Here is a 12,819-nt window from a genome sequence, read left to right as displayed (position 1 = left end):
CTGAGAAAAAGACGCTGTATTTCCTCCGTTTTCCCGGGTAAATAGAATAATAATGTTTCTTTCCATTGGAAGATAAAACCTTTCTGTACCATTCAAATGACCTCCGGAAAAACTCGGGCCGCTCTGAATAAACGTTTGAATCAACGATATATCAGTGATTCCAGTCCAATAAACCGCTGTTATTTATCAAATAAAGAATCGGCATGGTCACTTGCGAAGAAAAGAAGTTGGAGCATTAGACTTATTTCAGTCTCCCGGGCGAAAAAGTATAATAACGTCAGGAAAGCTTTCCAGCCATATGATAAAAGAGGGGGAATTTTCTTGGTACGTCGTTTGTCGATCATTTCTTTCGCCATGATTTTTGCTGTTTCTTTATTCGCTTTTGGCGGCTCTGCATCAGCAGCAGCTTTCAAACCTAAAGCTGAACCGGACGTTTCCATTTTAGCCAGCGGGGGTACAGTCGGTATTTACGGTGCTAATATGCGCTCATGCTCTAAGGTCAGCTGTTCAACGATCACAACATTCTCAAGCGGTAAAAAAATTACAGGTTCTTGGGTAACCGGAGAATATGTCCAAGGCCACTACACGAATTCTAATAAATGGCTGAAAGTCACGTATGCAGGAGCGACAGGCTACGTTTCAGTCACCACACTATCTTATTATTACGGTTTATAATCAGAAAAACCTCGTTCTCTTGAGAGCGGGGTTTTTCCTTTATTCCGATTCAATTTCCGCGTTTCGTTTCATCATCGTGTTTCATCAGCTGATCGATTTCTTCCTTAGAAGCGTTTTTTTTCCACTCTTTCGCCTGACTTGTCGCAATGGGAATGGCCCGTCCTTCTTCATAACCCTCATCTATCATCGCATTCGCGATTTCGATTGCTTTTTTCTTCACAGGTTCCTCGAGATTCTTCAATGATTGCGGATAATCCTTCATAGACCAAGGCATGTCTATCACTCCTTTATGAAAAGTGTTTCCCGCCTGGAGAAAAAGAAAACCGCTTCATCAAAAAGAATGACAGCTATTTTTACGAGAGACCAGCAATTTCCGAATAAAATATAAAGGATAAAGAAGCAAGTACAGATTGAATGCCCACCACATAAAATCAAAATCACCGATAAATACCCAAAAGGCAATCGCTTGCAGGCCTGAACAAAAGGTCAGCACAAGTGATATTAATGCGAAAGACCGCCATAACGCATGTTTCCGTTTATAAAGAAACAAGCTGTACAGCCCGGTTATCGAAATGAAAATATCTAAGGGAAAGAATGACCAGTTCCAGGCCATTATCATGGCGTTATCATAATCTTTAAACACCATGTTTTTTGGAATCCACTCAAAAAAAGTAACAATCCAATAAACGATAAATCCAATATCTGTGATGAGGAAGAGAACCTTTAACCCTTTCATCATCTGTTTTTGTCCGTATGAACGCTGATGCCGTTTGATGATGTTTCACTTTCAGAAATAAAGTTTAAGGAAACAACACCGATGATGATCAGAAGAACAGAGACAGCTTTTATGACAGAGAACTGTTCATGGAAGAAAAAAATTCCGATCGCGGAAATCAGCACGATCCCCATTCCCGACCAGACCGCATACGCGATGGAGACACTTATATATTTCAAAGTCAAAGTAAGAAAACAAAGGCTGCCGATATAAAACAATAATAATAAAATACTTGGGACAAGTTTTGTAAATCCATTTGATAATTTCATGCTGACCGTACCCAATACTTCAAAAATGATCGCTAAACTTAAATAAATCCATTGCATTCAACATTCTCCTTCAATCGTATTATTCAAAATTATACAATATATAGAATTTGAAGAAAATTAAACAATGGAATGTTTTCCGGATAAAAAATCCGGCCGGGTGTAAAAAGAAAACGCCATAAAGGTATACTATGAACAAAGAAATCAGAAAGGACGTGCAGGACGGGTGACAGAAGAGCGGACAGACCTGGAAAGACAACTGAGAGACATTCAAAAATGGGAAAAGGCGCAGCAGAGGGTGATGTTCTGGCAAACATTCACCCGCTTGCCGTTTCAGCTTTTGGACAAGCTGACACCGCAATTTATTCAGAGGAAAATCGGACTCATTCTCGATGAAACGGGAACGTTTATTCAGTCAGGCGGACAGTACCTGACATCAGAAAAGCGCATCATGAAAAAGTTTCAAAAACGGCTGCCGCACGGTACATGTCAAACGCTTCACGACATCCGCAATGCGCCGCTTGCCGTCATGGACGAAATCGCAGAAGCCATAGCGCGTACAAGCGTAAAGGCCGCGACGGTGCAGGGAGCCGCAACGGGAGTCGGCGGCGTATTCACGCTGGCGGCAGACATTCCGGCGATGCTCGGCCTGTCCTTAAAGACGCTGCAGGATATCGCGGTTGCTTACGGCTTTGATCCGAAAGACAAAAAAGAACGCGTGTTTATCGTCAAATTGCTCCAGCTTGCATCCAGTGACGTCATCGGAAAAAAAGCGATCCTGCAAGATTTACGGCAATATGATCAAAACGACCGCGCCTATCAGCGCGTCGCCTCGCAAATCCAAGGCTGGCGGGAAGTCGTTTACAGCTACCGCGATACGTTCGCCGCGAAAAAACTGCTGCAAATGGTTCCGGTCGCGGGTATCATCTTCGGCGCGTCCGCCAACCGTTCAGCTTTAGAAAGCATCGCGGAGACAGGCATCATGCTTTATAAAAAACGCCGGATTCTAAAACGCATGCACGATACAGAATAATAAAAAACCACCCGAAAACACATTCAATGTGTTTTCTTTGTTTAGCAGTTCTGAAATCGGGAAACCAACAACCAACACCAATTAAAGGAGGAATTCAAAAATGGCACAAGATAATAACAAAATGAGCAGAGAAGAAGCAGGTAAAAAAGGCGGAGAAGCGACAAGCAATAACCATGACAAAGAATTCTATCAGGAAATTGGTCAAAAAGGCGGAGAAGCCACAAGCAAAAATCACGACAAAGAATTCTATCAGGAAATCGGTGAAAAAGGCGGAGAAGCAACAAGCAAAAATCACGACAAAGAATTCTATCAGGAAATCGGTGAAAAAGGCGGAGAAGCAACAAGCAATAACCATGACAAGGAATTCTATCAAGAAATCGGCCAAAAAGGCGGAGAAGCCACTAGTAAAAATCATGACAAAGATTTTTATAAGGAAATCGGCCAAAAAGGCGGAAACAGACGAAGCAGCTAATAAAAGCATAAAAGGCAGACAACCTGCAGATCAAAAGCGATCCGGCGAATCAGCTGGATCGCTTTTTATTTTGGGAAAATCTTGATCTGAGCCGCCGTTGCGATACAATAAAATGAAAAAGGGGTTTTTCACTCGTGTCTGACATGCTGAATTTAATCGCTATCGCTAATAAAGTCAAAGAAAAACACGATAATTTTTCAATCGCGGAGATCAATGACCACTGTGTGCGCCTCGCAGTGTTTACGGGAGAATATGACTGGCACCATCACCCTGACTCAGATGAATGGTTCATCGTTCTGGAAGGGGAGCTGCTGATCGATTTTAAGGACAAAGAAACCGCAGTGCTCAAAGCAAATGACAGCCTGCTCATCCCGAAAGGCACGATTCACCGCACCCGCTCATACGTCAGAACCGTGAATCTCTGTGTTGAGCATACGCATGCGAAAACAGTCATCACAGAGGAACGGTCATGCTGATCAAAAAGATTGTATGTGAAACAGACGCTGCAAACGCTGAAGCATTTGCGCAAGCACAGTCAAGGTGGGAAGCATTATCATGTGTAAATGGCTTCGTCAAACAGGCCGGCGGGTGGCGGAAAAACGCAGACGGCCTGTTCATCGCAGAGATCATCAGCGTTTGGGAGAACAGACAGGCCTATGATGATTTTATGGAGAACGAACATGACCGCCTATACGAAGAAATCGAGCAGAAGGCTGCGATTCTTTCAATAGAAGTGATGCTGTACGAAGAGGATGAACCTGTCATTCACGAGCTGTTACATCACCCGGACATCCGATACGAACCGGACTGGACGGTTCAGAAGGCATAATGAAAGCCCAAAACAGTTTGTTTTGGGCTTGTGTCTTTACTCGCGGCCGGGAAGCGTGTTGTGGACATACGGCGGGACGGGATCCAGCTTAGCTATTTCGCCGTGCGCTTTCGGTTCCTTTTCGTATTCAAATGGTTCTCCGTCCGGCGCTGTTTCCTTCAGCCAATTTTGTTCAGCGCTTTCTGCTCCATCTGAGAAATGAATAAGCTTATGGGAGAATGACTGTTTTTCCAGAGCCTTCGGGAAGGTGGAAGGAACGATCGGACCTTCCTGTTCTTCTAATTCTTTAATGGCCGCAAGCCATTGGTTTTGATGCATGGTATCGCGGGCCAATAAAAAGCTGAGCATATCTTTCACGCCTTTATCATCGGTCATTTCATACAGGCGTGCGACTTGAAGCCTTCCTTGTGATTCGGCGTTCAGATTGGCGCGGAAGTCTGCCAGAAGGTTTCCGCTTGCGACGATATAGCCTGCGCTCCACGGAACGCCCGTGCTGCTCTCCGGCATTGCGCCGAGTCCTGAGACGATCGCATGATGCGGATTCATGCCGCCTAAAATGGACCCGATGACCGGATCATCAGCCGCTTTTTCCTGCTCTGCCAGCGGGGCGTCTTCTAACAGTCTCGCAATCATCGTCGCGATCATTTCGACATGGCCGATTTCTTCCGTCGCGGTATCCATCAGAAGATCCTTATATTTTTCATTGCCCCGTGTATTCCATCCTTGGAACAAATATTGCATGGCGACGGATATCTCCCCGTATTGTCCCCCTAAAATTTCCTGCATCTTTTTTGCGAACAGCGGGTCAGGACGATCCGGTTTAGCCGGATGCTGCAGTTTTTTCGTATGTGTAAACATGTCTCCATCTCCTTTTTTGCTCTGTCCCTATTTACTTCCCCGGCGGGAAAAGGGATGAAACGGAGATGGGCGTATTGGTCCTGCTAAGGCTCGCGGCGCAAGGATAACAAATCCTGCACAAGCCCGCGGCCGATCACCTGTTCATATTGTTCGTAAATCGGGTCGAGGCGTTTCATCCATGTGTTCTTTTCCGCTTTGCTCAGCACATGAATATGAATGGATGAATTCTTCTTTATCTCTTCAAGCTGGTCTTTATTCATTTTCTCAGCGGAGGCTTCGTTCCACTCCGTCGTTTCTCTCATCGCCTCCGTTAAGATGGTTCTCGTTTTTTCTGTCTGCGAATTCCAGAAATGCTCGTCGGTCATCACGGCATAACCGAGGTACCCGTGATTGCTGATTGTCAAATAATCTTGAACATTATAAAATTTTTTAGAATAGATATTTGAAATCGTATTTTCTTCTCCGTCTACAAGATTGCTTTCCAAGAGCTGAAACGTGGAATTAAAGGAATCCTGCCGCGGGTGCGCGCCGAGCAGACGGTATTGGTCTTCGATCACGCTGCTCGGCATGATCCTGAGCGCCTGTCCTTTCAAATCGTCCGGAGTGAAGATCGGTCCTTTATTTGACGTAAGCTGCTTAAACCCGTTCGTCCAGTACGCCAGTCCTTTCAAATGATGCTTTTCTAATGAAGTGAACAGGCGTGTGCCGATTTTGCCGTTGAGGCCTTCTTGCACGGCTTTATAGTTTGTAAACGCGTACGGCAGATCCAAAACACCCCATTCGGGAGACAGTGATCCGAGCTTTGAGGTGGAGGGAGCGATGAATTGCACGTCCCCGTTTTGGAGGGCGTTTATTTCTTCATTATCTGAATAGAGGCTCCCGTTTGGAAACACCTCTACTTTAATGGTGCCGCCGGACTTTTGATAGACAAGGTCGGCAAACTTATTCGCCGCCCGCCCTTTAGGCGTGTTTTCAGCAACGACATGGCTGAATTTGAAAACGATTTGATCTTTCAGGCCTTCTTGTTCGTCATCATAATACGGTTCTTCCGTTGAGAAATGATCATGAAAGCCGATGAATAAAGCGGTTCCGATACCGAGTACCATCAGGCTGAGACAAGTCAGCAAGCTTTTCATCGAAAACCCCCTCCGCCATTTTCTATAACAAGCATAATCGGGCGGGCCGTTTTCGTAAAGAGACGGAAAGGAAGAGGCCAATGACGAAAAAAAAGCTCACCATCCGCTGGAAAATCACCATACTTTCGTATATCGTCGTGCTTTTTACCTTTTTGATCGTCGGCATCGTGCTGATCGGCAATATTCAGCATACAGAGGAGCGCGAGCTGAAAAAACGGCTGATGAATACCGCGCGGACGGTATCTGAGATGACCGATGTCAAACGCGCCCTCGAGCAGAAAAAACAAAGGGAAGACGTGCGCCATGCGGTCGAAGAAATAAGGATCATCAATGAAGCGGACTACATCGTCGTCATGGATATGGATCATATCCGCTATTCACATCCCGTCAGCACAATGATCGGAAAGCGTTCAAGGGGTGAGGACGAAGCCGCGGCGTTCGCCGAGCACATTTATTTTTCCGAAGCAAAGGGAGAGATCGGCACCGCCGTCCGCGCTTTTTATCCCATCAAAGACCGTGATTTGAATCAGATCGGCGTCGTTCTGGCCGGTAAAACGCTGCCCGGATTCGGTGAAATTCTTCTTCAGCTGAAACATGAAATACTGTTTATCGTTCTGCTGGCGCTCGGGTTCGGACTGGCCGGCTCCTTTTTACTGGCCCGCCACATCAAAAAACAAATGTTTTGGCTGGAGCCCCATGAGATCGTGAGAATGTATGAGGAACGGACCGCTACGTTTCATTCAATGAATGAGGGCGTCATCGCGATCGATAACCAGCATCACATCACCATTTTTAATGAAAAAGCGAAGCAGATATTCAATGTCAGACAAGAGACCGATGGCAGGCTGATCTGGGACGTGTTAAAAGATTCCCGCCTCCCTGAGATCGTCGAGCGGAACCGAGCCGTATATAATGAAGAAATCCAAGTCAGCGGAAAGGTGATCATGAGCAGCAGAATTCCGATCGTCATGAAAAAGAAGGTCATCGGAGCCGTCGCCATTTTTCAGGACAGGACGGAAGCGGCGAAAATGGCGGAAGAACTGACCGGTGTGAAAAATTTTGTCGATGCGCTCAGAGTTCAAAATCATGAACATATGAACAAGCTTCACACCATCGCGGGACTGATTCAGCTCGGAAAATCAGAAAAAGCGCTCCAGCTTGCTTTTAAGGAATCGTCAGAACAAGAAAGCGTCACCGATTTTCTTCATCAGGCCATTCAGAATGACGCTGCGGCGGGGCTGCTGTTAAGCAAAATCAAAAGAGGAAAAGAGCTCGGCATTTCTGTGAAAATTGATGAAAACAGCAGTTTCTCGACATTTCCGGAGCATGTCGACCAGCATGACATTGTCGTTCTGCTCGGCAATTTAATTGAGAATGCGTTCGGCGCATTCGAAACAGCGGACACGGAGGACAAACATATTGACATCAGTATCGAGCAAAATGATGAGGTGCTTGCTATATTAATAGAAGACAACGGAAGCGGGATTTCCGATCAGCACATCCCGCACCTTTATGACAAAGGGTTTACCGTCAATAAAACGGGAGGAACGGGATACGGCTTGTACCTCGTCAAACAAATCGTCGACAAAGGGATGGGCGTCATTGAAGTCGACACACGGCAGGGACAGGGAACGGCATTTTCTATTTTATTTCCGATGAAGGGGGAGGAATCATTCGATGGACATCAAGGTGCTGCTTATTGAAGATGATCCGATGGTGCAGGAGGTGAATAAAGAATTTATCACCGGTGTTTCGGGGTTCAGTGTCATCGCCACGGCCGCTGACGGAGACGAGGGAATCAGGCTTATAAAAGATCTGCGGCCCGGGCTCGTGGTATTAGACGTATACATGCCGAAAAAAGACGGAATTAAAACGCTCCAGGAAATCAGAAAACAAAAGCTCGAAGTGGACGTCATCATCGTCTCGGCCGCAAAAGACAAAGAAACAATCCAGCTTATGCTGCAAAACGGTGCGGCCGACTATATTTTGAAGCCGTTTAAGCTGGAGCGGATGAGACAGGCGCTCGAAAACTATAAACAATATAAACGGAAAATTGAAGAGCATGACACCATGTCGCAAGAGCAGCTTGACATGCTGCTTAAAATTCCGCAAAATCCGTCCCGGGATCTGCCGAAGGGGTTAAATCATTTTACGATGAATGAAATTTTGACCTATATGAAACAGCAGACGGAGCCGCTTTCAGCTGAAGAAGCCGCCAAAGCGCTCGGGATCGCAAGGGTGACGGCGCGGCGTTATCTTGATTTTCTTGAGAAAGACGGCCAGATTAAGCTCGACATTCAATACGGGGGAGTGGGCCGGCCGGTTAACCGCTACAAATTCGTCCGCTAGCCGAGACCAAAAAGACCAAAATGTCCGTTATGATCATAAGCTTCCCCTCTTCGTATGAAAACGCTATCATTTTTGTATAGACGCAGCGAGAGGCAAGGGGGAGTAGGGATGAAAATTTTCAAAAATCTTACGGTGCAGGTTATCACGGCGGTTATCATCGGCGTCATTGTCGGACTCGTATGGCCTGAGGCCGGGAAGCAGATGAAGCCGCTCGGCGATACATTTATCAATGCGGTAAAAATGATTATCGCACCGATCATATTCCTGACGATCGTGCTTGGCATCGCCAAGATGGGAGACATGAAAAAAGTCGGCAAAGTCGGGGGAAAAGCATTTATTTATTTTGAAGTCGTGACCACCATTGCCCTTATTATCGGACTTCTGGTCGTCAATATCATGAAACCCGGTGAGGGCCTTGATTACAGCAAGCTTGAAAAAGGGGATGTCTCTCAGTACACCCAAAACGGGGGACAGGGGATTGACTGGATTGAATTTATCACTCACATCGTTCCGTCAAATATGGTTGACGCTTTCGCAAAAGGCGACATTCTTCAGGTCTTATTCTTTTCTGTTTTATTCGGTGTCGGCCTGGCTGCGCTCGGTGAACGAGGCAAAAGCATCATTGATTTCTTTGATAAACTGTCGCACGTTTTTTTCAAAATCATCGGCTACATCATGCGCGCGGCGCCGATCGGCGCATTCGGGGCCATGGCCTATACGATCGGGCACTTCGGCCTTGATTCCATCAAGCCGCTGGCGAGTCTGATGCTGTCTGTATACGTTACGATGTTCCTGTTTGTATTTGTCGCTTTGAATATCATTTGCAAACTATTCGGTTTCAGCTTGTGGAACTATCTCCGTTTTATTAAAGATGAACTGCTCATCGTTCTCGGCACAAGCTCTTCTGAGTCCGTCCTTCCGCGGATGATGGATAAAATGGAGCGTTACGGCTGTTCCAAATCGGTTGTCGGCCTTGTCATTCCGACGGGATATTCTTTTAACCTGGACGGCACCTCGATTTATCTTTCCATGGCGACGGTTTTTTTGGCGCAGGTGTTCGGCGTTGACCTTACCATCGGCCAGCAGGTTACGATCATTCTCGTGCTGATGCTGACATCAAAAGGCGCGGCGGGCGTAACCGGAAGCGGATTTATCGTACTCGCCTCCACTTTATCGGCGCTTCAGGTTATCCCGCTGGAGGGACTGGCGCTGCTCCTCGGCGTCGACCGCTTTATGAGTGAAGGAAGGGCGATCGTCAACCTGATCGGAAACGGAATCGCCACCATCATCGTAGCCAAGAGCGAAAATGAGTTTGACGAAACGAAAAGCACACAGGCCGTAAAAGAAATGAAAACGGCGGTATAAAAGGAAAGGAACGGCATGCATCGGGCATACCGTTCTTTTTTTCGGCCTCCATGAGTAAAAAAGATAAATTTGTTTAAATTTATTAGGAGGTGGACAAAGACCTTAGCGTCATTTTGTTATATAATTTACAATTAGAGAGTGAAAGATGAAATCTAAGGGCTTTTTGTCCTAGCAGGAGTGTATAAATGGCGGCTATTTTTAAATTTTTTCAGCATCCGGGTGTCAGACGTTTTTCCGTTTTTCTTGTTTTGACTGGGGTGTTAGTTGTATTCCGAAGTATGATTAATTTGATTTTGCTTACGTTTATTTTTACTTTTCTGATGGATCGGCTGGAGACTGTCATCCGGCACGTGTTGAACCATTTTTTCCGGATCAGCCAGAGGGTGGTCATCACCGTTTTATATATTGCGCTGGCTGTCGGGGCGACTGTCGGAGGCTTTGTCTTTTACCCGATTGTTGCCAAGCAGATTGAACAGCTGATTAAGCAGATCAAGCACATCGCGTATCATCCCGATGTCATTCCGTTTTATGATGAGATATCGAGCGTGTTCGGCGATATCAATATCGGTTCCTATGTAAAAGAAGGTTTTAATGTACTGTATACATACTTGGCCGATATCAGCACTTTCGGTTTGCAGGTCGTGATGTCACTGATTCTCAGCATGTTTTTCCTGTTCGAGAAAAAGCGGCTCACGGAGTTTATGAAAAAATTTCAGCACAGCAAGCTGTCTGTTTTTTACTACGAACTTGCTTATTTCGGCAGCAAGTTTGCGAGAACATTCGGCAAAGTGCTTGAAGCCCAATTTATTATTGCGCTGGTGAACTGTATCCTCACCTTGATCGCATTGGCGATTCTGCATTTTCCGCAGCTGTTCGGCCTGTCAATCATGGTCTTTTTCCTCGGGCTCATTCCCGTGGCGGGTGTGGTGATTTCGCTCATTCCGCTCAGCATCATCGCGTATACGACGGGCGGCGCAGCGTATGTCATCTACATCGTGCTGGTCATTTTCGTCATCCATGCGATTGAGACGTACTTCCTTAATCCGAAACTGATGTCAGCGAAAACGGAACTGCCGATCTTTTTTACCTTTACGGTTCTGATTTTCTCGGAACATTTCTTCGGTATCTGGGGCTTGATTATCGGAATTCCGATTTTTGTGTTCCTGCTTGATATTCTGGATGTCGTCAATAATGAAGAGAAGGAAAAAAACGGACCGGTCCCGGATAAGACATAACGTCGGCTCCGGCTCTTCACGAATATATGACTAATGTTATAATGCAGACAGTGCCTATGTACGGGCACTGTTTATTTTTTGTGAAAAAGGAGGAAGGCTGTATGACTGAGCCGATTTTACATATTGAAGGCCTTGACAAAACAATAGGCAAAAAGCACATTTTAAAAAACATCAGCATGGATGTCAGGCAGGGCGAGATCATCGGTTTGCTCGGTCCGAACGGGTCGGGAAAAACCACACTTATCCGAATCATCGTCGGTCTTTTAAAGAAAAACAGCGGCACGATTACAATTAACGGCTTTCAGCACGATGCTGATTTCGAAAAAGCGCTTGAATCCATCGGAGCGATCGTGGAAAATCCTGAATTCTACCCGTACCTGACGGGGTGGGAAAACCTGAAGCACTTTGCCAACATGCACAAAAACATCAAAGAGGACAGGCTTCAGGAAGTCATCGAGCGGGTCGGGCTCACAAATGCCGTTCATGACAAAGTTAAAACGTATTCCCTTGGTATGCGACAGCGTCTCGGGATTGCGCAGGCCATTCTTCACCGTCCGAATCTGCTCATTTTAGATGAACCGACAAACGGGCTTGATCCCGGCGGAATGAAGGATTTCCGCGATCACTTAAAGGAACTCGCGGAGCTTGAAGGGACGAGCATCCTTTTTGCGACGCATTTATTGCGTGAAGTGGAGGACCTTTGCGACCGTGTCATCATCATTCAAAAAGGTGAGATCAAAACAGAGGTTGTTCTGCGCGGCGCTGAGGAAAAAGAAGAAAAAGCCGTCCTCGACATTCAGCCGGCTGACGAAGCATTCGAATGGCTGTCAGAACAGCAGTTTGCTCCGGAGAAAAACGGCGGGGGCATTACCGTCACCGTAGCGAAGAAGGACATCCCGGCATTAAACCGTGCGCTCGTCGGACAAGACTTTCTCGTGTATTCCATCATGCCGTATGCGGAATCGCTGGAGGATGAATTCATGAAAGTGACGACGGCGCTTCAAGAGGAGGGGGAGACGAATGTTTAAATTGACAGCGAATGAGCATATGAAGCTCTTTAACCGAAAAGTCTCATTAGTGGCGCTGATTCTGATGGCCGTTCTCCAATTTATTATGGCGCTTGTCATTAAACGGCTTGTCATCAGTTCCGGAACGGATGAGAATTTCATCGGCTATATGGCGTACGCGCCCGGGCTGAATATTCTGCTTGAGGCATTAACAATCGTGATCGCGGCAACGATCATTTCCGCTGAATTTGATAAGAAAACGATCAAATTTCTGTTAATCCGCCCGGTAAAGCGGGAGCGGATTTTTGTATCTAAACTCATTACCGTATTTTTGGTCAGCTTGTACCTGTATGCGGCGTACTATATTCTGTCTCTGCTGTTCGGCATGGCTTTCTTCGGCATGTCGGTGACATCTGAATCAGGGACGCTTCTTATGAACACCCTGAAAGTAATCGGCACGAACTGGGTCGAGGCGTTTGCGATGGCATGTTTTGGCTTGTTGTGTTCTTCTGTATTCCGAAACAGCGCGACGGCCGTCATTTTGTCATTTATCGTGCTGTACGGCGCAAAATCACTCGTGACGATTATGTCGCTCTTCCAAAACAAATGGGGAAGTTTTCTGCTGTTCGCAAATACTGACCTGACGCAATATATGAGCGGGGCGAAACCGCTGTTTGCGGGAATGACGCCGTTATTTTCCGCAGGCATTATCATTATCCATATCGTATTCTTCTTAGCCGTCGCTTGGTGGAGCTTTTGCAAACGCGATGTTCGGGTATAAAGTAAAGGAATGACATTTTTGTGAAAAAGATCACGATA

General features: G+C 46.2%; 15 protein-coding genes and 1 pseudogene. 11 read left to right on the top strand and 5 right to left on the bottom strand.

Annotated elements, in window-relative coordinates; translation table 11 throughout:
* The first annotated feature begins 321 nt into the window (after nt 1–321).
* Complete coding sequence (locus BXO87_RS16840) at nt 322–675, top strand: hypothetical protein (RefSeq protein WP_038457007.1); 354 nt, start codon at nt 322–324, stop codon at nt 673–675.
* A 58-nt stretch (nt 676–733) separates the two neighbouring features.
* On the opposite strand, the pseudogene BXO87_RS16835 reads toward BXO87_RS16840, so the two are convergent.
* The 3 genes and pseudogenes from BXO87_RS16835 to BXO87_RS16825 all read right to left on the bottom strand — a co-directional run.
* Nucleotides 734–949: pseudogene (locus BXO87_RS16835) on the bottom strand (DUF2188 domain-containing protein); the annotation flags it as partial.
* Between the two features lie 57 nt (nt 950–1,006).
* Nucleotides 1,007–1,414, bottom strand: a complete 408-nt coding sequence (locus BXO87_RS16830; protein WP_032872965.1) for a DUF5360 family protein — start codon at nt 1,412–1,414, stop codon at nt 1,007–1,009.
* The gene (locus tag BXO87_RS16825) at nt 1,411–1,776 is read right to left on the bottom strand and encodes a DMT family transporter (RefSeq protein ID WP_038457008.1); all 366 of its coding nucleotides are present in this window, start codon (nt 1,774–1,776) and stop codon (nt 1,411–1,413) included. Before BXO87_RS16825 ends, BXO87_RS16830 begins: the two co-directional genes overlap by 4 nt.
* A gap of 166 nt (nt 1,777–1,942) precedes the next feature.
* Here BXO87_RS16825 and BXO87_RS16820 point away from each other — a divergent pair, with 166 nt between their 5' ends.
* The 4 genes from BXO87_RS16820 (at nt 1,943) to BXO87_RS16805 (ending at nt 4,050) form a co-directional block, all read left to right on the top strand.
* Nucleotides 1,943–2,749, top strand: a complete 807-nt coding sequence (locus BXO87_RS16820) for an EcsC family protein (protein WP_038457009.1) — start codon at nt 1,943–1,945, stop codon at nt 2,747–2,749.
* 100 nt (nt 2,750–2,849) lie between these two features.
* Nucleotides 2,850–3,221: a glucose starvation-inducible protein GsiB gene (gene gsiB / locus BXO87_RS16815; RefSeq protein ID WP_012116853.1), complete on the top strand. Its 372-nt coding sequence runs from the start codon at nt 2,850–2,852 to the stop codon at nt 3,219–3,221.
* 134 nt (nt 3,222–3,355) lie between these two features.
* Complete coding sequence (locus tag BXO87_RS16810; protein WP_038457012.1) at nt 3,356–3,697, top strand: cupin domain-containing protein; 342 nt, start codon at nt 3,356–3,358, stop codon at nt 3,695–3,697.
* On the top strand, nt 3,691–4,050 hold the full coding sequence (locus BXO87_RS16805) for a DUF4937 domain-containing protein (RefSeq protein WP_038457013.1): 360 nt from the start codon (nt 3,691–3,693) through the stop codon (nt 4,048–4,050). The genes BXO87_RS16810 and BXO87_RS16805 overlap by 7 nt, the downstream gene beginning before the upstream one ends.
* A gap of 36 nt (nt 4,051–4,086) precedes the next feature.
* Here the strand turns inward: BXO87_RS16805 and BXO87_RS16800 are convergent, their stop codons facing one another.
* Together BXO87_RS16800 and BXO87_RS16795 are read right to left on the bottom strand one after the other, a co-directional pair.
* Nucleotides 4,087–4,908, bottom strand: a complete 822-nt coding sequence (locus tag BXO87_RS16800; protein ID WP_014416954.1) for a manganese catalase — start codon at nt 4,906–4,908, stop codon at nt 4,087–4,089.
* 83 nt (nt 4,909–4,991) lie between these two features.
* The gene (locus BXO87_RS16795) at nt 4,992–6,044 is read right to left on the bottom strand and encodes a TRAP transporter substrate-binding protein (RefSeq protein ID WP_038457015.1); all 1,053 of its coding nucleotides are present in this window, start codon (nt 6,042–6,044) and stop codon (nt 4,992–4,994) included.
* A gap of 80 nt (nt 6,045–6,124) precedes the next feature.
* Between BXO87_RS16795 and BXO87_RS16790 the strand changes: the two genes are divergently transcribed.
* The 6 genes from BXO87_RS16790 to BXO87_RS16765 all read left to right on the top strand — a co-directional run bounded on the left by BXO87_RS16790 (nt 6,125) and on the right by BXO87_RS16765 (nt 12,781).
* Nucleotides 6,125–7,747 (top strand): ATP-binding protein, encoded by a 1,623-nt coding sequence (locus tag BXO87_RS16790; RefSeq protein ID WP_038457016.1) that lies wholly within the window; start codon nt 6,125–6,127, stop codon nt 7,745–7,747.
* Nucleotides 7,722–8,393: a response regulator gene (locus BXO87_RS16785; RefSeq protein ID WP_003156219.1), complete on the top strand. Its 672-nt coding sequence runs from the start codon at nt 7,722–7,724 to the stop codon at nt 8,391–8,393. Before BXO87_RS16790 ends, BXO87_RS16785 begins: the two co-directional genes overlap by 26 nt.
* A gap of 108 nt (nt 8,394–8,501) precedes the next feature.
* Nucleotides 8,502–9,758 carry a C4-dicarboxylate transporter DctP gene (gene dctP / locus BXO87_RS16780; protein WP_032872974.1) on the top strand — a complete coding sequence of 419 codons (1,257 nt, stop codon included), beginning with the start codon at nt 8,502–8,504 and terminating at the stop codon, nt 9,756–9,758.
* Between the two features lie 185 nt (nt 9,759–9,943).
* Nucleotides 9,944–10,993 carry an AI-2E family transporter gene (locus BXO87_RS16775; protein WP_007410215.1) on the top strand — a complete coding sequence of 350 codons (1,050 nt, stop codon included), beginning with the start codon at nt 9,944–9,946 and terminating at the stop codon, nt 10,991–10,993.
* A gap of 101 nt (nt 10,994–11,094) precedes the next feature.
* Nucleotides 11,095–12,021 carry an ABC transporter ATP-binding protein gene (locus BXO87_RS16770; protein WP_038457019.1) on the top strand — a complete coding sequence of 309 codons (927 nt, stop codon included), beginning with the start codon at nt 11,095–11,097 and terminating at the stop codon, nt 12,019–12,021.
* Nucleotides 12,014–12,781, top strand: coding sequence for an ABC transporter permease (locus BXO87_RS16765; protein WP_038457021.1), 768 nt, complete (start codon nt 12,014–12,016; stop codon nt 12,779–12,781). The genes BXO87_RS16770 and BXO87_RS16765 overlap by 8 nt, the downstream gene beginning before the upstream one ends.
* Nucleotides 12,782–12,819 lie beyond the last annotated feature (38 nt).

Source organism: Bacillus sp. GZB, from assembly GCF_001975995.1.
In the GTDB taxonomy this organism is placed as follows: domain Bacteria; phylum Bacillota; class Bacilli; order Bacillales; family Bacillaceae; genus Bacillus; species Bacillus velezensis.
Note: the sequence above shows the minus strand (reverse complement) of the source record. Positions and strands in the feature narration are given on the sequence as shown.

Excerpts from the sequence above, each read along its gene's own strand:
- BXO87_RS16800 (WP_014416954.1), bottom strand. The coding sequence starts at position 4,908 with ATGTTTACACATACGAAAAAACTGCAGCATCCGGCTAAACCGGATCGT.
- BXO87_RS16825 (WP_038457008.1), bottom strand. The coding sequence starts at position 1,776 with ATGCAATGGATTTATTTAAGTTTAGCGATCATTTTTGAAGTATTGGGT.
- BXO87_RS16770 (WP_038457019.1), top strand. The coding sequence starts at position 11,095 with ATGACTGAGCCGATTTTACATATTGAAGGCCTTGACAAAACAATAGGC.
- BXO87_RS16785 (WP_003156219.1), top strand. The coding sequence starts at position 7,722 with ATGGACATCAAGGTGCTGCTTATTGAAGATGATCCGATGGTGCAGGAG.
- BXO87_RS16795 (WP_038457015.1), bottom strand. The coding sequence starts at position 6,044 with ATGAAAAGCTTGCTGACTTGTCTCAGCCTGATGGTACTCGGTATCGGA.
- BXO87_RS16805 (WP_038457013.1), top strand. The coding sequence starts at position 3,691 with ATGCTGATCAAAAAGATTGTATGTGAAACAGACGCTGCAAACGCTGAA.
- gsiB (WP_012116853.1), top strand. The coding sequence starts at position 2,850 with ATGGCACAAGATAATAACAAAATGAGCAGAGAAGAAGCAGGTAAAAAA.
- BXO87_RS16765 (WP_038457021.1), top strand. The coding sequence starts at position 12,014 with ATGTTTAAATTGACAGCGAATGAGCATATGAAGCTCTTTAACCGAAAA.
- BXO87_RS16775 (WP_007410215.1), top strand. The coding sequence starts at position 9,944 with ATGGCGGCTATTTTTAAATTTTTTCAGCATCCGGGTGTCAGACGTTTT.
- BXO87_RS16830 (WP_032872965.1), bottom strand. The coding sequence starts at position 1,414 with ATGATGAAAGGGTTAAAGGTTCTCTTCCTCATCACAGATATTGGATTT.
- BXO87_RS16790 (WP_038457016.1), top strand. The coding sequence starts at position 6,125 with ATGACGAAAAAAAAGCTCACCATCCGCTGGAAAATCACCATACTTTCG.
- dctP (WP_032872974.1), top strand. The coding sequence starts at position 8,502 with ATGAAAATTTTCAAAAATCTTACGGTGCAGGTTATCACGGCGGTTATC.